The following is an 18,627-nucleotide window of genomic DNA, read 5'->3' as shown; positions in this document are numbered from 1 at the left end:
TCAGGCGGCGAGATCGATGAGAATCTTGATGTGCCTGCCGGAGGGATCGAGCAGCGCCTCGAACCCTTCGGCAACGGCATCGTCGAGCCGGATGCGGGCGGTGACGATCTTCGAGGCGGGCAGGATGCCGCTCGCGATCATGCGGATCACGCGCGGCCAGTAATGGGTCGGGTAGGCCCAGGCGCCCCGCAGGTCGACATCCTTGAACGTGACCTGAAACCAGTCGAGCGGATTGTCGTGCGGGTGAAGCCCGGTCTGGACCACCACGCCCTGCTTGCGCACCGCATCGAGGCAGGCTTTCAGCGCGTGCTCGTTCCCGACGCATTCGAGGGCGACGTCGCAGCCCGCCCCGCCCTCGGTCGCCGCACGGACGCGGGAGCCGACATCGTCGCGCTGCGGGTTGAGAACGACGATGTCGGGAAGGATGCTGCGGGCGAAGGCGAGCCGCGCGTCGTTGATGTCGGAGAGGAAGAGCGTCGTCGCGCCGGCGGCGCGGGCGGCGAGCAGGGTGAGCAGGCCGATCGGCCCGGCGCCCGTCACCAGCACCGCGCTGCCCGCGCCGACGCCGCCGCGGTCGCAGGAATAGACGGCGACGGCGGCGGGCTCGACCAGGGCGGCTTCCTCGTCGCTCAGCGCGTCGGGAATCCTCTGCACGTTGTATTCGTGCAGCATCGCTTCCTCGGCCATGCCGCCCCAGGCCCAGCTGAGGCCGGCCAGCGCCAGCTGCGGGCTGAGGTGAAACAGGCCACGGTCGGCATAATAGTCGCCGGCGCGCGGCATGATCAGGGGCTGGACGGAGACGCGGTCGCCCGGCTTCACGCTGGAGACGCCCTCGCCGATCGCGGTGACGACACCGCCGAATTCGTGCCCGAGGATTTGCGGCCCCTGGGCGCCGGTGAAGGGATGCGGTGTGGTGGGGATGAAGATCGGCCCGTAGGCGTATTCGTGCAGGTCGGTGCCGCAGATGCCGACGAAGCGGTTGCGCACGAGGACCTGACCGGGCGGCGGCTTGCGGTCAGGTGCGGCGACGTCCTCGATCCGCAGATCGCGGGCGGCATGGAATCGTAGTGCTTTCACGTCGTTCCTCCTTGCAATCTTGGCGTTGCGAACGAGTGAAAAGCAAACGGCATGCCAGCCCGGATTCGGCGGAAATGCGCGGCCGGCCGGGCAGGATGGCGCCACAGTGTGGCGCCCCTGTGTGGCGTTCCGTGGCGCTCAGTGCTGCGGGCGGAGGCGGCCGGAGATGCCGAGGCGGCGCATCCGGCGGTGCAAGGTGGTACGGTCGCAGCCCAGGCGGCGGGCGAGAGCGGAAACATTGCCGCCACAGCCATCGAGCGCGGCGCGGAGCGAAGCGGCCGCATCGTCCTCCGTTCGAACGGAGACCGGGCCAAGACCGCCGGGAAGATCCGCAACGCGGATTTCGCCTTCCTCGCACAAGGCGGTCGCCACCGCGAGGACGTTGTCGAGTTCGCGCAGATTGCCCGGCCACCGGTGGGCGCGAAGCATGGCGGCGGCATCCGGCGCGAGACGGACCGGCCGCCCCTCGCGCTGCCGCGTCGCCAGCAGACGGGCGAGCAGCCAGTCGAAATCGCCGCGGCTGCGCAGCGGTGGGAGGCTGAGCGCGGCGACGTTCAGCCGATAGAAGAGATCCTCGCGGAAGCTCCCCGCGGCGACCAATGCGCGAAGGTCGCGATGCGAGGCCGAGATCAACCGGAAACCGACCTTGCGCGGGCGGGCGGCGCCGAGGGGCTGGACCGTGCGTTCGGCAAGGACGCGCAGCAGGCGGGTCTGCAGGGAGAGCGGCATGTCGCCAATCTCGTCGAGGAACAGCGTGCCGCCATCCGCCTCCTCGATCAGGCCGCGGCGGCCGCGCGGGGCCGCTCCGGTGAACGCGCCGGGAGCGTGGCCGAACAGCTCTGATTCGGCCAGGGTTTCCGGAATCGCAGCGCAGTTGACCGCGACGAAGGGGCCTTTCGCGCCGCTCGCCTCGTGAATTGCGCGGGCGAGATATTCCTTGCCGGTGCCGGTTTCGCCGTGGATCAGCACCGGCAGGTCGGTGCGGGCAAAGCGCGCGGCACGGTCCTGAAGCGCCTTGATCTCGGGCGTCTCGCCGCCGAGGCGGCGGAGGGCGGGCGGCAGGGTTTGCCGTGCTGCGCGCGGACGGGGCGGCGGCTCGATCGCATGGGCGAAGAGCATGTTGCCGTCACGGGCGCGGAGCACGCGCTCATGGGTTGGCCGGCCGCGCATCAGGGCGGGCAGATCGTCGATCGAGAGATCGAGGAAGCGGGAGATCGGCTGGCCGATCAACTGCTCCGGGCGGCGCCAGTCGCGCCCCGCGGCGCGGGCGAGCATGCGCGCCGCGCCGTGGGTGAGGCCGGCGATGCGGCCGGAATCATCGATCGCGATGCCGCCTTCGGGGTCGACATCAAGAAACTCGGGAGAGAGGGCGAAACGCAGCACCCACTGGCGCCGGGTGCGTTCCATCAGGTTGGCGAGTTCGATGCGCCGCACGGTGGTGGTGACAAGGTGCCGGGCCAGGTTCTGGCTGGTCTTTTCCACGGGCGATTTGAGGAGCGAGATGTCGAGCACCGCGGAAAGCTGCCCCGCGGTATCGTAGATCGGCGCCGCCGTGCAGGAGAGCGGCGTGTGGGTCATGTCGAAATGGTCGGTCTGGTGGATCGTCAACGCCTCGCCGGTGGCGATGCAGGCACCGACGGCGCAGGTGCCGGCATGCGATTCGGCCCAGTCCGAGCCGAGATAGAGCCCTGCGCGGCGCAGATCGTCATCGTAGCGGGGATCGCCGAGATATTCGACGGTGACGCCAGCCCGGTCTGCGAGGAGCAGGACATAGGCCTGGTTCGCGACATTGCCATAAAGCCGCTCGAGGCCGGACCGGGCGATGGCGATCAGTCCCTCGGCCTGCTGGCGGTGCTCCTTCAGCCGTCCCTCGGGGAGGATGACGGCTTCGGCGTTCACCGCAGGATCAAGGCGGTAGTCATCGAGGCAGCGGCGCCAGGACTGGATGACATAGGGGTCGCGCATGCTGGCATTGCCCTGCCAGACGGATTCGATCTCACGCACATGGTCGGCGATGGTCATGCTTTCGACTTTTCAACGTTTCCCAAGGCATCATATGACAAAAACCGAATCCGCCTGCACGGAAATAGCACGAAATGTTCAACGTGCGGGGTCCGACGCGATCGGCCGCCTCCCGATCATCGGCGCCGAGGGCCCCGGAACCCGTTCGTCACCGGCGGCTTCCGTAGCCCGCGAGATGGGTCACGAAGCGCGCGCCCGCCTCATCTGCCGGGTCCACGAAATGCACATCGTCCGGCGCGCGGCGTGGCGTGTCGACGGTCAGGAATATCGCGGGGGCGGCGCCTTCGACCGGCCGGATCGCATGCACGACGTGACGCAGGAACATCACCATCTGGCCCGCGCGAAGCCGGCGCGGCGGCTCGTCGGCCAGGCTGAAATCGGCCTCGCCATCCAGGAGCAGGAGGTGCTCGTCGCAATTCATGTGAAAATGCCTCGGCAATGGCCGATACAAACGAAAGACACGGGAACTTGCCGATTCACTGTCCGACAGATAGGCATCGACAATCACGGAATCCGCAGCGTCGGGAAATCTCGCCTTGATTTCGTCAAGATCGAAGAAATTATGAATGTCTTTGCCCATGATTATGTTCCAGACCTGCATTTGCATTGAATTCGTGCACGTCCGAACGGATCGTCCCGGCCCGTTCCGCTCTGCCGTGTCCGCACCGGATCTGGCCCGTCCCCGCCATCGTTCAAATGAAATCTTTTGATCGACCCTTTCGGTTGCGCAGATGAACGGCCACGGGAGCGCCCATGCGCCACGACGGACGACAAGGTGCCGCGCCGTTCACGGCGCCGGGGACGGACGCGCGGCTGACGATACCGGAGCACGGCAGGCCAACCCAGCCCCGGTGACCGCGCCTGGCATCCTCATCACGAGCACCGCTCCCGCGCACCGGGCCGGGTTCGCGGCCAGGTCTCTCCCGGAGCGGAACGGCGGATCATTGCTTGCGCGGTCCCGAGAGAGCGGCACCGCGCCCATTCAGGACATGCGCCCGTTCAGAAAGCCGAGCGCCGGCAGCGGCCGCCACCCGCGGGGCAATTGCGCGCGGCTCATCGAGCGGATCGTATAGCGCGGCACTGGCAGCTCGCAGCGTTGCAGAAAGCCGAGATAGGCCCGCACCTGCTGCTCGCGCCAGATCTGGTCAGCCTGGGCGCGGGTGTGGCTGGCATGAATGTCGGCGATCCGTACAACACGGCCGATGGTGGCGATAACGGCCCAGAGCCGATCATCGCCGCGCCCCGGATCCTTTTCATAAGGTCTGACGTTATCGGGCATTTGCCGGAAAACTTGGCATGGAGACACGGTGCCCGCAAGCCGGTTCTGCGCATCCGGTAGCGCCATGGCGCGGCCCGCCCGTCCGGCGCCGTCGAGCGGCTCGCCCGGGGCGTGACCAGGACGATCGTGTCCGGCGCACTCGCGGCCACCTGAGCAGCGCCCTCGTCCAGACCGTATGCAGCGCCCGATCCTGTTGATGAATGAAGCAGGATCAGCAGACGGACCCGTGCGCCGTGTAGGAACGCACCACGCCGCCGACGATGGCGAAGGTCACGGTGCAGGTATTGTGATAGGTCTGGGGCGGAACGGCCGGGGGAATTCCGCCGATCGCCGGTCTCTGGTCCACGAAGAGCGGCCCGCCGACCCAGCCGGGGACCGAGTAGGTGATCGTCCGCTCGTAGCGATCATAGGTGATCCCGCCGCTTTCGGTGCGGCTGGCCGGCACGCCCAGCGCCGCCACCAGCGCCGATTCCGGCTTGCCGACATAGGCGCTCATCGTCCTGGCAAGGTGCGGCCCGGCGCATCCGGCGAGGCCGAGAGACCACAGCGCCATCAGACCCAGTCGCCAGCCATTCCTCACGCGCATCCCCTCACTCCCCGAGACGCTCCGGCCCATCCCTTCAAGATCGGCCGAAATCTTCCGCTTCCAAGGGGGGCGGCCGACATACCATCCCCGGTCGATGCGGCGCCCGCGCCGCTCGGGCCTACCGGTTCGCGGCGGCGCGGGCGATCTTGCCGAGGGCGGGGGGCGTCAGCGCGGGGCTGGCCAGCACATGGCGCAGGGCAGCAACGGTCGGCAGCCCGCCGCGCGGCGCCGTCACCACGACCACGAGTTGCGCATCCCGGGCCGCGAACAGGTCGTCCAGCATGTAGAGGCGGGTGACCAGCGAGCCGAGGGTAAGCCGGCCGTCGATCACGAGATCGCTCGCGGCCATGCGATGCCCGTTCTTGCTCACCGCGAGCTGCCAGTTCGGCGTGCCGGAACCCGTTGCCCGGATCAGCCCGAGATGCACTTCGCGCAGGTTGAACAGGCCGAGCCGGCGGCGCAGGTCGAAGATCGGCTCCGGCGCGGTGCCCGGCGGAAAGGCGACGATCGTCGCCCTGAACCCGTCGGGGTCGACGAAGTCGCGGCGGATGGCGCCGGCGGGCAGACCGCCGGAAGGGGTCGGAACCGCGCGCCATCCGGCCAGCCTGGCCGGCGGCACGACGACGGTCTGCCGCGCCTGCCGGTCCAGCGCGAAGGCGACGGCCGGCCCGGCGAGGCTGACCGCCAGCACGGCGAGGGCGGCAACCAGACTCGTGCCCCGCGCCGCCGGCGCCGGCGCGCCCGGCACCACCGCCGGCAGCGCGTGATCCTCGCGGAACGGCAGGCCCAGCAGGATGATCACGAACAGCACGATCGAGAAGAAGATGTAGCCGTACAGCACGTGATCGGTCGCGGCGGCCTTCGCACTGCCTTCGGCATAGCCGAGCCAGATGATGCCGAGCGCGCGGAACCCGTTCGCGATGACCGGCACGACGAGGCAGACGGCAATGAACGCCAGCCGCCGCCCGGTGGAGCGGAAGATCACCAGCGCATACAGCACGGCGAAGGCGATGGCGGCGATCAGGAAGCGCAGCCCGGCACAGGCCCGGGCGATGCGGAACGCGCCGGCGGCGATCTCGATCGTGGTGCCGTGCAGATAATGGGCGATCCCCAGCAGACTCAGGCCGGCGGCGGCGAATTCGGCGGTGAAACGCTGGAGCGGCGCGACCAGGAAACTGCCGAACGGCACGAGGAAGACCAGGTACCAGAACGGCGCGCGAAAATGCCAGTAGACCGACCGGCCGAGCACGCCGAGCAGCAGGCATTGCAGGATCCCCATCGCGGCGAGCTGGCGGCCCTCCATGATGCCGAGGCGCTGGGCGACGAACCATGCCAGCGCGAAGGGCACCGCCAGCAGCGCCGCGCGCGGCTCGGCCGCGGGCTCAAGCGCGGCGAACCCGGCGCGGCGTTCCCACAGCAGATACAGCGCGATCGGCAGGATCAGGAAGCAATGATTATACGCCGTCGACGCCCACCAGACGCCATAGGCGGCCTCGGCCTCATGCGCGAAGACGATGCCGAACCCGACGATGCCGAGGGCAAGCGCCAGCCCGGCCCGGCGCCATGAAGCGCTCACGCGAGCACCCGGTCGAGTGCTGCGAGCGCGGTCGACCAGCCGTGATTCGCGGTCACCGAAGCCCGCCCGGCCGCACCGAGCCCGGGCCACTCGCCCCGCAGGATCGCCCGCGCGCCGGAGAGCATCGCCGCCGCGTCATCGGCGACCAGCGCATCGCGCCCGGCGATCGCGGATATGCCGGTCAGGGCGGCGGTGGTGGTCAGCACGGGGCGGGCCATGGCCATGGCTTCGAGCACCTTGTTCTGGATGCCGCGGGCGATGCGCAGCGGCGCGACCGCCAGGGCGGCGTGACGGAGATAGGGGCGGATGTCGGGCACGTCGGGATGCACGTCGATGGATGGATGCGCCGCCAGCGCGCGGATCTGCGGCGCGGGATCGGCGCCGACGATGTGGAACACCGGCCCGGGCCGGTCCCGCGCCAGGTCGGGCATCACGCTCTGGGCGAACCACAGGCAGGCGTCGATGTTCGGCCGGTAGTCCATCGCGCCGGTGAACACGATGGCCGGCCGGTCGGGCGGATAGGGGTTGGGCCAGTCCTGCCCCGGATCGAAAAACCCGGTATCGACGCCGTTCGGCACCGCCTCGGTCCGCGCCCCGGTCTCCGGCGCCAGGGCGGTGAAGCGGTCGCGCTCGGCATCGGAAACCAGGAAGGTGCGGGTGAAGCGCGCCGTCGCGGCCCGTTCGAGGGCCAGCAGCGTGCGCGCCTCCCGCCGCCAGACCAGCGCGCGGATGCCGCCGGACTCCGCGCCATAGGCGGCGAATTTCTCCGAATCGAGATCCACCATGTCGAACAGCGTCGGCAGCGCTTCGGCATCGTCGAGATACGGCGCCATCGCGCTGGAGAACACTAATGCGCGCTCGATCGGATGGTTCCGGCGCGTCTGCCGCACCCAGGCGCGCAGCCGCCGGTCATGGAAATAGCCGACGCTGAGCGGCATCCCGGGCCGCAGCCGGGCGAGCGCGCGCAGCCGCGCCAGCCGCGGATCGAGCGGGATCGCCGCGACCGAGGCGAGGCCGGGCCGCAGCGTCTCGACATGCGCCATGTCCTCCTGCCGGTCGACGAAGCAGCCGAGATGGACGTCGTATTTCCGGCTGAGATGATCGAGCCAGCGGAAGGAGCGGATCTTGTCGCCCTTGTTCGGCGGATAGGGCAGCCGGTGGGCGAGAAACAGCAGATGCATCGCCCCTCACCCGAGGCCGCGGATGATCGCCGGGCCCAGCCGGTTCACCACCGGCCGCGGCAGGCGCTTCCAGAGCGCGATCATGGCGCGGTATTTCGGATTGAGCGGGTTGTTCTCCGGGATCGCGGCACCCGGCGCCAGCGCGAAGCAATAGGGCAGCGGCGCGGGCGCGAAGCCCCAGTTCTTCTTGAAGTCGAAGGCGCCGGTGCCGGCCTTGCTGCGGCCGAAATCGAACCCGCTCAGCCCCCGCTCCCGGGCGCGGCGCATCAGCGCCCAATACATGAAGTCGTGGCCGCCGACGCCCCGCGCCGCCGGCCCGCCGCCGGCGTAATAGGGCAGGATCTCGTCGCGGAACACGAAGGACAGCACGGCGCAGACCGGCCGGTCCTCGTGCCGCACGGTCAGGATCTCGACATCCCGGCCAAGACCTTCCAGCAGGGCGCGGACATAGCGGCGCGAGAAGACCGGCGTGCCGAGATGATGCACGCTCTCGGCATAGAGCGAAAAGAACGGCTCGACCGTGTGCTCGATCCGGCTGGTCAGCCCGCGCTCGATCGCCTTGCGCACCACGGCGCGCTGCTTGCGCGGGATCGCCTTCAGCAGGTCGTCCTCGCCCTCGGGCAGCGTCTTGCGGAAGGTGAAATAGAGCGGCTCGGGGGTGACGAAGCGCTGCGGGTCGAGGTCGAGCCCGCCGCGCGCGCGGAATTCGCACACCGGCGCGCCCAGCCGGCGTTGCAGCGCCAGCGCCGCCTCGGCGAGGCCCTGCAGCGCCTCGCCATCCGCCGCCAGCGGGCCGCCATAGACGGCGAAGGGCAGCGAGACCAGCGCATGGCCGAACAACAGCGTCTTCACCTCCATCAGCGGCAGCACGCCGCAGACCTGCCCGTCGCGCTCGGCGAGCAGGAAATGCGGCCGATGCCCGAAGCCGGTGGCGAGAATCCCGCCCCAGGCGAAGCGGTGAAAGAAGGTCGCGTCGGGATGGGTGTCGACGAACGCATCCCAGGCGGCGGCGTCGCGCGGTTCGGCGGGGCGGTAACGGAGCGTCATGTCAGCACGGGCGGGACGGGTCGAGAAGATCGGCATAGACCCGGTCCATCCGGTCCCAGGCGAAATCCTCCAGCAGGGCCGCGAAGCGCGTCTTCATCCGGCCGAGATTGACCCGGTGGCGAAACCGCGCGCTGAGCCGGGCCTGGGGGATGTGCGGCTGCCCGGGGTCGAGTTCCCAGGGATGGGTGTAGAAGATCTGCGGCCGCCCTTCCCGCCGGTGCAGGTGCCGCACCGCGCCGCGATAGGCGGCATAGGGCAGCAGGCGGAAATAGCCGCCGCCGGCACAGGGCCAGTTGCGCCCGAAGCCGTGAACGGTGGTGAGCGGAATTTCCCAGAGCGACGATCCCGCCGGCCGGAACGGCACGCGCGCGGCATCCGGCGTGCCGTAGAGGTCGTGCTTCACCGGGAACAGGCTGGAGGTGTAGCGATGCCCGGTCTCCTCGAGGATCTCCCACGCCCAGGGCACGTGCGGCCCGATCGAGAAGGTCGGCGCCCGATAGCCGATCACCGCGACGCCGCCGGCATCCTCCAGCGCGGCGCGGGCGCGGGCGAGGTCGGCGCGGAAGGCCTCCGGCCCGATGCGGTCGACCAGCTGGTGCCCGTAGCCGTGGCTGGCCAGCTCGTGCCCGGCCGCGACGATGCGGCGGACCAGACCCCTGTGCCGCTCGGCCACCCAGCCGAGGGTGAAGAAGGTCGCGTGCACGCCGCGCGCGGCCAGCGCCTCGAGCATCCATTCCGTATTGGCCTCGACGCGCCGCGGCCAGCGCTCCCAGCTCTCGCGGTCGATCACGTCGGCGAAGGCCTGCACCTGGAAATAATCCTCGACATCGATGGTCATGGCCCCGGTCAGGCTCATCGGAAGAACTCCGGAGAGGCCGGCGCATCGTCGGGATCGAAGCCGGCCGGCTCGACCAGGCCGGTGCGCGACCGCGCGCGCGGGGCCGGCTCGGGCGGGCTGCCGGCGGTGAGGTCGCGCTCGAGCTCGTCGGCGATCCGCTTCGCCGCCGCCGCGCCGATATGCTGCTCGCCCTCCAGTGCGGCGTTGAACAGCAGCCGGGCGCAGAGGCGGTTGATGCGGCGCGGCACGCCGTTGGTGGCGGCATGGATCGCGGCGACCGCGCCCTCGTCGAACAGGTCGTCGCGCTCGCAGCCGGCCGCGGCGAGCCGGTGCCGGATATAGGCGGCAACGTCGGCGGCCGGCAGCGGGTTCAGATGGTAGGAGGCGAGGACCCGCTGGCGCAGCTGTTCCATCTGCGGGCTGGCGAGCGTGCGGCGGAATTCCGGCTGGCCCAGCAGGATGACCTGCATCAGCGGGCGCGACCGGTCCGCGAGGTTGGAGAGCAGGCGCAGGATTTCCAGCGTCTGCGCCGGCAGGGCCTGCGCCTCGTCGATGACGATGACGGGGCGGCGCCCGCGGGCATGGTCGCCGCGCCAGCGCTCGCAGATCTGCCCGAGGAACTCGGCCTGGTCGGCGACGCGGGTGATGCCGAATTCCGCCCCGATCAGGCGGAGCAGCGACCAGCCGCTGACCGCCGGCGTCGTGATCACCGCGGGCCGGTAGGCGCTCGGGTTGAGGCGCGCGAGCAGGCGCTCCATCAGCGTGGTCTTGCCGGCGCCGACCTCGCCGGTGATCACCACGAAGCCATCCCCCTGGGAGAGGCCGAACAGCAGATGCGCCATCGCCCGGCCATGTTCGCCGCTCTCGAAGAAATAGCGCTCGTCCGGCGTCAGCCGGAACGGCATTTCCCGCAGGTTGAAATGGCTTCGAAGCAGATCCACGCTCAGAACACCTTCTGCACGCCGAAGGTGATGCTCGCCTGCACCCCGTTGCCGGCGATGCCGGGCGAAACGCCGTAGCCGTTGAGCGATGTGTTGGTGACCGCGAGCTGCAGGTCGAATTCGAGCCGGTTGGCGGTTTGATAAGTGCCGGTCAGGGCGCCGGTATAGACCGGGCTCTGGCCGAGCCCGGCCAGTGCTCCGCCCTGCGGCGTATCGAGCGTGCTGTAGTCGAAATAGGCGCTGACCGTCGCGCTCCGCGTGAGCTGATGCGAAAACGTGGCCGACGCCGACAGGCTGCGCTGCGAAAAGCCGGACGTGCCGGGCGCGTTGGCGACCAGGGTTTCGTCGCTGCGCACGAGGTTGAGCGAGAGACGGTCGCGCGACCAGCGGGTGATGGTCGCGATCGAGAACTGCCGCGTGCGGAACAGGCCCGACTGGACGCTGAGGCTGTTATTGGTCAGCAGCAGCGGCACCTGCGTGCCGGTGGCGACGATCTGCCCGCCGGCGCTCACCGTGCTGCCGGCAAGGTTGGCCGCGATGGCCTGGGCCTGGGTGGCCAGCGTTTCCGAATAACTGGCCGATAGTGTGGTGCGCGGCGTCAGTTGCAGGGTGGCGCGCAGATAGGGCGCATCGAACCCGTCGCGGTGGCGATAGGCGAGCCGGATATCGACGTCGCGGCGCGGATGCAGATGCAGGCCGATGCTCCAGACGGCATCGGCGATATGGGTCGGCGGGAAGCCCTGGTAGCGGAGATTTTCGTAGCCGCCGGAAACGACGAGAAATTCCTGCGGCAGGAAGGCGTAGCGGACCCGGTCCTCGGCCCGCATCTGGCTCGATCCGTCCAGCACGCCGGTGCCGGTGTCCTGCGAGGCGGTGACGAGGACGACATCGTCGAGATCGGGGAAGAGCGGCACCGTGGTGAACTGCGCGCTGCCCGTCTGCGAAAAGACGTCGTTCGGCACGAAATAGGGAAGCTGGCTGCCGGACAGCGCGGCGCTGTTGCCGGTCTGCCGCGTATACTGGGCCAGATACACCAGATCGAGCCGGCCCAGCCCGCGAAACCTGTAGCGGTAATGCGGGCTGACCAGGTAGCTCTGCGTGGTGGTGCGCGCGTTCGGCGCGATGGCGGCGGAACCACCGGGCGCCAGGCCGCCTTCCGTCGCCTGCTGGGTCAGGAAGGCGCTGGCACTGAGGTCGAGCCGGCCGGGAATCAGCTGGGTCTCGAAGCTGCCGTTCAGCGACTGGCTGATGCCGGAATCCCGGCTCTCGCGCGCGTAGAGTTCGAGCTGCGGCCGATAGTCGAGCGACACGCGCCCGATCGGCGCGGTGCCGACGACACGCAGGCCCGGCGTCAGGCTGGTGATGAATTCGTTGTCGAAGCCATAGGATTTCGGAAATCCGCCGACAAGCGCCTCCTCCGACAGGCCGATCGAGGGGGTGAATTCCAACCCCCTCGGCAGCGGCGCCGGGCCTTCGAGCCCGCCGGACGAGGCGAAGGGGCTCGGCAGCGCGCCGAGGCGCACCGCGGTGCCGAACGGCGCCGCGCTGGTCATCGACGAGTCCGTCACGCCGGCGGACGACGACGACGACGATGCTGAAGATGACGACGACGCGGCCGCGTCGCTCGTGGCCTGGGCGACCGCCCGCCCTTCCCGCGCGACCAGCGCCGGCACGAGCAGCAGGGCCATGCGCAGGGTGCGGGCGCGCGGGAACGATGGCGCCGACAACGCGTCAGCCCCTTCTGGCGAACAGGCCGCGCCGGCGCTTCGCCGCGCGGTTCAGCAGCAGGCTGAGCTGCGGGCAGGAATCGAGCAGGTCGAGCGACTGTTCGATTTCGGCGCGGCGCGTCTGCCCGGCCTGCACCACCAGGATCGCCTGCCCGGCGATCGCGGAGATTTCGGTGGCGTCGCTCCTGGTCAGGCAGGCCGGGGCGTCGACCACGACGATCGCGTCCTCGTAGCTGTCGGCCACCGCGCTGGCCAGGCTGCGGACATGCCGCTGGGCGGCCAGAGCGGTGCGGGCTTCGGCGTCGGCCGAACCGCCGACGGGAATGAACACCAGCCGGTCGATCGCGGTGCCGAGCGGGATCGATCCGGCGAGTTGCCTTGGCGAGTCGCCGAATTCGAGAAGGCCGGGCGATTCCGCAAGACCGAAATGCGCGGTCAGCGAGGCGCCGCCGAAATCGGCATCGACGAGCACGATGTCGCGATCCCCGCCCTCCGCCAGCAGGCCGGCGAGATTCAGCGCGGCGAAACTCTTGCCGTCGCCGTCGCGCGGGCTGGTGACGAGGACGATGTTGTTGCGGCGCACCGGGTCGTGCTGCCCCTGCGCCTGCTGGAAGTGTTCCAGCACATGGTGGCGGACGATCCGGAACTCCTCGCCAACATGACGGTGACGACGAAGGGCGACCATGCCGTTTTCCTCCAGCTGGGCCAGCGACACGACGGCAGGGCGGTGCTGGCGGCGCGGCGCGAGGGTCGAGGAGAATCGCGCGGCGCGCAGCGCGAGCGGTTCGGCCGCGGCGGATGCCTGGCGGGCCGGTTGCGATGCGGCCTGCGGCTCGTTCGGGTTGATCACCGGCATCCCCTCGGCGTCCAGCCCGGCGGCGAGGCGCTCGATCAGGCTGCGGACGGAATTCGGCGGACGTTCGTTCTGGCTCATCCGAGCCCCCCGATGATGAAGGTCGCAATGAAGAGCGCGCCGAACACGCCCAGGAGCAGCGAACCGCCGATGCCGATGCGCAGCGCCGGCATGATCACGCCGGATTGCGGCGAGATGTCGGAAATCTGGCCGATCACCGGGATGCCGAAGCCGCGCAGATCCGCCTCGGAGCGGACGCGGCCCTCGAGTTCGCCGAGCAACACGCCGACGCCGAGGCCCGCACCGATGCCGAGGACCAGCACGGCGACGAGGAACAGGCGCCGGTTCGGCCCGATGGGAAGCCGGGGCAGAACCGGCGGATTGATCACCTGCAGCTGCACCTGGTTGGCATCGATATTGGCGGCGGCGCCGATGCGCATCGCCTCGCGCCGGCTGATCAGGTCCTGATATTCCTTCTGCAGGACACCGTAATTCCGGTTGAGGTTGATGAACTTCGCCTCGACGCCGGGCGCCGAACGGGCGAGCGCGGTCAGCTTCGCATGCTCCACCTTGGCGCGCGCCAGCGCGCGGGTCGTCTCGAGGATCCTGGTCTGCGTCTGCAGGATCTCGAGATGCAGCGCCTTGTAGACCGGATTGGCGACCGGCACGCTGTAGCTGGACTTGCCGCCGCCGGCCGGCCCGTGTTCGAGCGCCTTGACCTGCCGTTCGGCCGCCTGCACGCCGGGATAGCTGTTGGTGTATTGCTGGCGCAGCCTGGCCAGGTTGGCGAGGGCCGCGGCGAGCGCGGGGTTGCCGCCGGCGGCCTGGGTTTCCGACAGCAGCGGCTTGGTCTTGGCGAGTTCGCTGGCCAGCAGCGCCTGCTCGGCCTTGGCGTCCTGCAGTTCGGTCTCCAGCTTGCGGACCCGCGCGCCCGATGCCCGCACGGCGGAAACGCCGTCGCTGCCCGGCAGCAGTTCGAGATATTTCGCCTGGAACGCCGCGCGGCGCGCTTCGAGCGATTTCAGCTGGTTGTGGAAATAGTCGATCTGCGATTGCAGGAACTTGCCGGCATTGTCGATGTCGCTCTGGTTGTGGTCCGACGCGCGCTCGACATAGATGTTCACCAGACCGGCGATGATGTTGTAGGCGCGCCGCGGATCGTGGCCGACATAGCGGATGGTGAACAGGTTGCGGCTCTGCGGCACCACGGTCACCCGCGCCCGCAGCCGGCGCACCAGCGCCTCGCGCGCACCCGGCCCCTGCGCGTGCAGCCCTTCGCGGTCGATCAGGTGCTGGAGATTGGGGGTGCTGAGCAGCGTCTGGCGGAGCAGGTTGAATTCCTGTTCGGAATTGCCGTTGATGGCGATGCCGCGCAGCAGCGGCGTCAGCACCGGGTCGGCCGCGACGTAGAGCTGCGCGCTGGCCTCGAAATTCGGCGGCAGCAGCATGACCGCCGTCCACCCGAGCGCGCAGACGAGCCACGCGGTGGCGAGCGCGTACCAGCGCTTGCGCCAGGCGGTGGCGAGCAGCCGCAGTGCGGTTTCGATGAGCTGTTCCATCGGCGGCTCAGAACAGGCTGCGCGGGATGACGACGATGTCACCCGGCTGCAGGGTGATATTCTGCTTCAGGTCGCCCTGGTTCAGCAGCGCGCCGAGGGCGACCGGGATCTTCACGTCATGCCCGCCGGTGCGGCGGATGATGAAGGCGCCGTTGGCCAGGCCGAAACGGGGCACGCCGCCGATCTCGGTCATCAGGTCAAGCATGGTCATGCCGTTGACGTACGGGATCGCGCGCGGCTTGCCGGCGCCGATGACCCTGATGTCGCTGCCGAGCGCGCCGTGAAAGCTTTTGACGATCACGGTGACGTTGGGATTCTTGACGTAGCTTTTCAGCCGCCTGGCGATGTCGTTCTGCAGTTGCAGGGGCGTCTTGCCGGCCGCGCGGATGTTCTGGACGAGCGGGATCGAGAACCGTCCGTCCGGCCGCACCGGCACCGCCGCCTCCGAGAGATCGGGCGAGCCATAGACGAACACGCTCAACACATCCCCCGGCCCGATCCGGTAGGTCGGGTTCGGAACCGCGACGGTCGGCACTTTCGGCGCCGGCGGCGCCGCGCAGCTGGCCAGTCCCAGGCTTAGCGCGGCCATGAACAGCAACGGCAGGGTTGTCTTGTGGCGAAAAATCCGCCGGTAACGATCTGAATTCATGGGCTTGCAATCTCCTTGCCGGTCAAAGATCCCGGGCGGCGCGTGAAACGGTCATCGGGGCGGTGATGAAAATTCCGGGCCGGGATCGTGCATCGTCCGACCACGCCGCGGCCGGCCAGGCCCGCGCACCCACCCGTCGCCGCGGGGCGCGGCGACACGCGCCCAGCCGGGTTCACGGCAGCTTGCGGCAGGAGACACGACGATGCTCATGCGGGCCGGTCAGCGACGGGGAACGCGATCGGCGTCCCCGACGCCAGACACGTCGATCGATACGTTCTTCAAAATGACCTCTCTCGCTGAAATACGCGCCTGACAATCAGTTAAGCGATCCCTCAGGGCATAGCATGGCGATCGTGGGAAAGCGACAGATTTATGCACATTTCTGGACTGGAATCCTATTACGGTATAAAAATCACGAGAGCGGCGAGTATGTTTAATTTAAGACAACCTTGCGTTACGAAGATCGTCCGCCGAAGACCATGAAGGATCGGCTGCGGTGCCCCTCATGTTGATGAGCGGAGCATCGTCATCGCGCCCCTCATGCGCAGGCCGCCTGTTCGACCGGCGCGCCCGCCGCCGCGCCGCGCCGTGCCAGAACGGTCTCGAAAATCCGGGCCTGGCCGAGGCTGATGCTCCGCCAGTCGTGCGCCGCGGCAAAACCCGCCGTCGCCGCGCGATCGGGCGGGGATGAGAGCAGCGTCAGGATCGCGTCGGCCAGGGCCTCCGGCGTGTTCGCCGCGGCCACGAGTCCCGCCGCCGGATCGCGCACGACCTCGGCATTTCCCGGCGCCGGCGACGCGACGGCCGGCGTGCCGCACGCCATCGACTCGAGCAGCACGTTGGCCCAGCCTTCCCGGCTCGACGCCAGCACGAGAAGATCCGCGCCGGAATAATAGGCGTGCAGATCTTCCTGCGGGATACTGCCCGCAAACCGCACCCGCCCGCCCAGCCCGAGCGACGCCGCGAGCCTGCGCAACCGCGGCTCCTCCGCGCCGCTGCCGGCGATCAGCAGGTCGTGCGAGCCGAGGCCGCGCCGATGCAGGATCGCCAGCGCGCGGATCACCCGGTCATGCCCCTTGCGCGGGATCAGGTGCCCGACCGAGAGCAGATACCGCCGTTGCTGACCGATCCGCTCGCGGGCCAGCGCGGGGTCGATCGCGACGAACCGCGCGAGGTCGACGCCGTTGCGCAACACCGTGACCGATCGCGGGTCCGCGCCCAGCGAGACCAGGCCCTCGGCCAGTGCCGCACTCACCGCGATCAGGTGATCCGCCTGCCGGATCGCGGCGCGGATCTGCCGGGCCGGCCCCCTGTGCGCCGGCCAGGCGGTGACATCCGAACCACGCGCCGTGATCACCAGCGGCAGGCCCAGGCGCCGCGCCAGACGCGCGGCGGCGACACCGTCCGGATACAGGTAATGGGCATCGATCAGCTGCGGATGAAATCCGGCCGCATGCAGGCGCTCCATGCCCCGGCACATCGCCCGGTAGAGCAGCGACGGCGTCGCGGCACCGCTGATGCCGGGAATCACCCCGTAGCGCGGATGCAGCACATCGAGCCCGAGGCGAACATCCTCGCGCGGCACGCGGCCCCATTGCCCGAACCGGCCGAAGAGCGGCGCGCGGAACGGAAAATAGGGCACCGGCGCGATCACCCGCGCCGCGCAGCCGGTATCGGCGACGAGATGACGCAGCCGCGTCTCCACGAAAATCCCGTGCGAGGGAAACATCGCATTGGGATAAAGCGTGGACACGGTGGCGATGCGCATCACGGCCGCGTCTTCGACTGCGCCCGCCGCTGCCGCCAGCCCGCGCCCGCGGCCGGGGTGACCGCGGTCGGCGTGGCCGGCTTCGCCTCGACGTAATCGAACGGGGTCGGGCGCGGCTTGCGGGACGGATCCGCCGTCCGGGGCTCGTCGAAAATCCAGACCCCGAGCCAGAGGACGGCGATCATGGCGAGGAGAAAAAACGCGGCGCTCATTGCGCGACCGCCCCGCGCGCCCGCCACCCCCGCGCGGCCGCAGGCGCCGCCTCGGCGGCGACCCGGGGCAATTCCGCGCGCAGCAGCACCAGGGCCGAGGACACGAGAATCAGCAGCATGTAGAAGTAGTCGTAATAGCCGAGCGACAGGAACGATCCGCCGACCATGAAGGCGATGATGGAAACCTCCGTCATGCGGCCGAAATCGACCAGCCAGGCCAGGGCCGGATTGCCTCGCGCCCGCCGCGCCACCCGCCGCGCCATGAACAGGCCGTTGAGGTTCAGCGCGATCCAGACGAACAGCGCCGGGAATCCCTGGTCGCCCAGGATCTCGAACCAGACGCTGTGGGTCGCCCGCTGATGCGCCATCGGAAAATAGCGATGGATGACGCCAGGCATGGCGGTGGCCTGGAATCCGCCGCCGGTTAGCGGATTGTGCAGCGCGATCCCGAACGCATCGCGCCAGACCGTCATTCTCTCATTGGCCGAATTGGAATGATGGAAATGCAGGATGGTGAACATGCGCGCCTTCCAGTCGGCGGGCATGAAGCTGATCGCGGTGGCCATCACGATTCCGAAGAGCAGGAAACTGGTCAGACGGTTTCTGCTGTTCCACCACAGCCGCGCGCCCATGGCGGTCAGCGCGATCAATCCGCCGCGCGAATAGGTCGCCACCACGGCGAACAGCGTCAGCACCATGCTCGCGAGCAGACCCGTCCGCACCGCGCGATGGGCGGCGTGCAGGCGCAGGTAGTTCATCAGCGGGATCGTCATCAGCAGCGCCACCGCGAGCTGGTTGTTGTCGCCGATGAACGTGTTGGGCGGGCCGTAGACGTGATCGTTGCCGCCGGTCAGGAATGCGAAGAGGCCACCGCGCACGCCGTAATAGCCGATCGAGATGACCATGATCCAGAGCACCGTGTGCAGCCGCCGGCGGTTGGTGACGAGGGCGCCGGCGAGCAGGGCAAAGCCGAGCGACTTGATCAGCTGGATGTAGCCATGGCTCTCCACGCTGGCCGGCACCAGGGCGAAGAGCGTGTTGAGCGTGATCAGGCCCATGAAGGCCAGGATCAGTACCTGCGTCGATGTCATCGGAAAGCGGCGCGGCTCATGCGCGACGAGACAGCCGATCACGGTCGCCAGCGCGGCACCCAGCGCCCAGGGCAGATGCGCCCCGGTGCCGAAGAGGTCCTGCTGGGGGTTCATCAGCGAGATCCAGTCGAACGCGATCACCCCGACCATGGGGCGCACCATGGCCATGCCGAGCAGGATCAGGAACGGAACGGCCAGCGCCAGGAGATGCAGCATCGCGG

Annotated in this window: 17 protein-coding genes; all 17 read right to left on the bottom strand. The window is 69.2% G+C overall.

Annotation, left to right across the window (positions count from 1 at the left end; genetic code table 11):
• Positions 1-1,077, bottom strand: coding sequence for a 2,3-butanediol dehydrogenase (locus ACRY_RS17395; RefSeq protein WP_012040453.1), 1,077 nt, complete (start codon positions 1,075-1,077; stop codon positions 1-3).
• A gap of 138 nt (positions 1,078-1,215) precedes the next feature.
• A complete protein-coding gene (locus tag ACRY_RS17390) occupies positions 1,216-3,099 on the bottom strand; it encodes a sigma-54-dependent Fis family transcriptional regulator (protein ID WP_007422168.1) in 1,884 nt (627 codons plus the stop codon).
• Positions 3,100-3,247: 148 nt separating this feature from the next.
• On the bottom strand, positions 3,248-3,679 hold the full coding sequence (locus tag ACRY_RS17385) for a cupin domain-containing protein (RefSeq protein ID WP_231295305.1): 432 nt from the start codon (positions 3,677-3,679) through the stop codon (positions 3,248-3,250).
• A 402-nt stretch (positions 3,680-4,081) separates the two neighbouring features.
• Complete coding sequence (locus ACRY_RS17380; RefSeq protein WP_012040451.1) at positions 4,082-4,444, bottom strand: hypothetical protein; 363 nt, start codon at positions 4,442-4,444, stop codon at positions 4,082-4,084.
• 145 nt (positions 4,445-4,589) lie between these two features.
• Positions 4,590-4,964, bottom strand: a complete 375-nt coding sequence (locus tag ACRY_RS17375) for a hypothetical protein (RefSeq protein WP_012040450.1) — start codon at positions 4,962-4,964, stop codon at positions 4,590-4,592.
• A gap of 118 nt (positions 4,965-5,082) precedes the next feature.
• Positions 5,083-6,540 (bottom strand): exosortase A, encoded by a 1,458-nt coding sequence (xrtA, locus tag ACRY_RS17370; RefSeq protein WP_012040449.1) that lies wholly within the window; start codon positions 6,538-6,540, stop codon positions 5,083-5,085.
• On the bottom strand, positions 6,537-7,721 hold the full coding sequence (locus tag ACRY_RS17365; protein ID WP_012040448.1) for a TIGR03087 family PEP-CTERM/XrtA system glycosyltransferase: 1,185 nt from the start codon (positions 7,719-7,721) through the stop codon (positions 6,537-6,539). The genes xrtA and ACRY_RS17365 overlap by 4 nt, the downstream gene beginning before the upstream one ends.
• A 6-nt stretch (positions 7,722-7,727) precedes the next feature.
• Positions 7,728-8,804: a FemAB family XrtA/PEP-CTERM system-associated protein gene (locus tag ACRY_RS17360; RefSeq protein WP_419465247.1), complete on the bottom strand. Its 1,077-nt coding sequence runs from the start codon at positions 8,802-8,804 to the stop codon at positions 7,728-7,730.
• Positions 8,770-9,624 carry an XrtA system polysaccharide deacetylase gene (locus tag ACRY_RS17355; RefSeq protein WP_012040446.1) on the bottom strand — a complete coding sequence of 285 codons (855 nt, stop codon included), beginning with the start codon at positions 9,622-9,624 and terminating at the stop codon, positions 8,770-8,772. Before ACRY_RS17355 ends, ACRY_RS17360 begins: the two co-directional genes overlap by 35 nt.
• Complete coding sequence (locus ACRY_RS17350; RefSeq protein ID WP_007423884.1) at positions 9,621-10,547, bottom strand: ExeA family protein; 927 nt, start codon at positions 10,545-10,547, stop codon at positions 9,621-9,623. The genes ACRY_RS17355 and ACRY_RS17350 overlap by 4 nt, the downstream gene beginning before the upstream one ends.
• Before the next feature lie 2 nt (positions 10,548-10,549).
• Positions 10,550-12,274, bottom strand: coding sequence for a hypothetical protein (locus ACRY_RS17345; protein WP_043509264.1), 1,725 nt, complete (start codon positions 12,272-12,274; stop codon positions 10,550-10,552).
• A gap of 4 nt (positions 12,275-12,278) precedes the next feature.
• Positions 12,279-13,208, bottom strand: a complete 930-nt coding sequence (locus tag ACRY_RS17340) for a chromosome partitioning protein (protein ID WP_012040444.1) — start codon at positions 13,206-13,208, stop codon at positions 12,279-12,281.
• Complete coding sequence (locus ACRY_RS17335; protein WP_012040443.1) at positions 13,205-14,686, bottom strand: XrtA system polysaccharide chain length determinant; 1,482 nt, start codon at positions 14,684-14,686, stop codon at positions 13,205-13,207. Before ACRY_RS17335 ends, ACRY_RS17340 begins: the two co-directional genes overlap by 4 nt.
• Positions 14,687-14,693: 7 nt before the next feature.
• Entirely contained in the window at positions 14,694-15,335 is a 642-nt protein-coding gene (locus tag ACRY_RS17330) for an XrtA/PEP-CTERM system exopolysaccharide export protein (RefSeq protein WP_012040442.1), read from the bottom strand.
• Positions 15,336-15,873: 538 nt separating this feature from the next.
• Positions 15,874-17,103, bottom strand: a complete 1,230-nt coding sequence (locus ACRY_RS17325) for a glycosyltransferase (protein ID WP_012040441.1) — start codon at positions 17,101-17,103, stop codon at positions 15,874-15,876.
• A complete protein-coding gene (locus ACRY_RS17320; RefSeq protein WP_012040440.1) occupies positions 17,103-17,315 on the bottom strand; it encodes a hypothetical protein in 213 nt (70 codons plus the stop codon). Before ACRY_RS17320 ends, ACRY_RS17325 begins: the two co-directional genes overlap by 1 nt.
• Positions 17,312-18,622: a putative O-glycosylation ligase, exosortase A system-associated gene (locus ACRY_RS17315; RefSeq protein WP_012040439.1), complete on the bottom strand. Its 1,311-nt coding sequence runs from the start codon at positions 18,620-18,622 to the stop codon at positions 17,312-17,314. The genes ACRY_RS17320 and ACRY_RS17315 overlap by 4 nt, the downstream gene beginning before the upstream one ends.
• Positions 18,623-18,627: the final 5 nt, after the last annotated feature.

It is taken from the genome of Acidiphilium cryptum JF-5 (genome assembly GCF_000016725.1).
Lineage (GTDB): Bacteria > Pseudomonadota > Alphaproteobacteria > Acetobacterales > Acetobacteraceae > Acidiphilium > Acidiphilium multivorum.
This window is presented reverse-complemented; position numbering and strand designations above follow the sequence as displayed.

Bases quoted from the DNA above. Each gene is read 5' to 3' on its own strand.
- ACRY_RS17390 (WP_007422168.1), bottom strand. From the start codon at position 3,099: ATGACCATCGCCGACCATGTGCGTGAGATCGAATCCGTCTGGCAGGGC.
- ACRY_RS17385 (WP_231295305.1), bottom strand. From the start codon at position 3,679: ATGGGCAAAGACATTCATAATTTCTTCGATCTTGACGAAATCAAGGCG.
- ACRY_RS17380 (WP_012040451.1), bottom strand. From the start codon at position 4,444: ATGGCGCTACCGGATGCGCAGAACCGGCTTGCGGGCACCGTGTCTCCA.
- ACRY_RS17375 (WP_012040450.1), bottom strand. From the start codon at position 4,964: ATGCGCGTGAGGAATGGCTGGCGACTGGGTCTGATGGCGCTGTGGTCT.
- ACRY_RS17365 (WP_012040448.1), bottom strand. From the start codon at position 7,721: ATGCATCTGCTGTTTCTCGCCCACCGGCTGCCCTATCCGCCGAACAAG.
- ACRY_RS17360 (WP_419465247.1), bottom strand. From the start codon at position 8,804: ATGCCGATCTTCTCGACCCGTCCCGCCCGTGCTGACATGACGCTCCGT.
- ACRY_RS17355 (WP_012040446.1), bottom strand. From the start codon at position 9,624: ATGAGCCTGACCGGGGCCATGACCATCGATGTCGAGGATTATTTCCAG.
- ACRY_RS17340 (WP_012040444.1), bottom strand. From the start codon at position 13,208: ATGAGCCAGAACGAACGTCCGCCGAATTCCGTCCGCAGCCTGATCGAG.
- ACRY_RS17335 (WP_012040443.1), bottom strand. From the start codon at position 14,686: ATGGAACAGCTCATCGAAACCGCACTGCGGCTGCTCGCCACCGCCTGG.
- ACRY_RS17330 (WP_012040442.1), bottom strand. From the start codon at position 15,335: ATGAATTCAGATCGTTACCGGCGGATTTTTCGCCACAAGACAACCCTG.
- ACRY_RS17325 (WP_012040441.1), bottom strand. From the start codon at position 17,103: ATGCGCATCGCCACCGTGTCCACGCTTTATCCCAATGCGATGTTTCCC.
- ACRY_RS17320 (WP_012040440.1), bottom strand. From the start codon at position 17,315: ATGAGCGCCGCGTTTTTTCTCCTCGCCATGATCGCCGTCCTCTGGCTC.
- ACRY_RS17315 (WP_012040439.1), bottom strand. From the start codon at position 18,622: ATGCTGCATCTCCTGGCGCTGGCCGTTCCGTTCCTGATCCTGCTCGGC.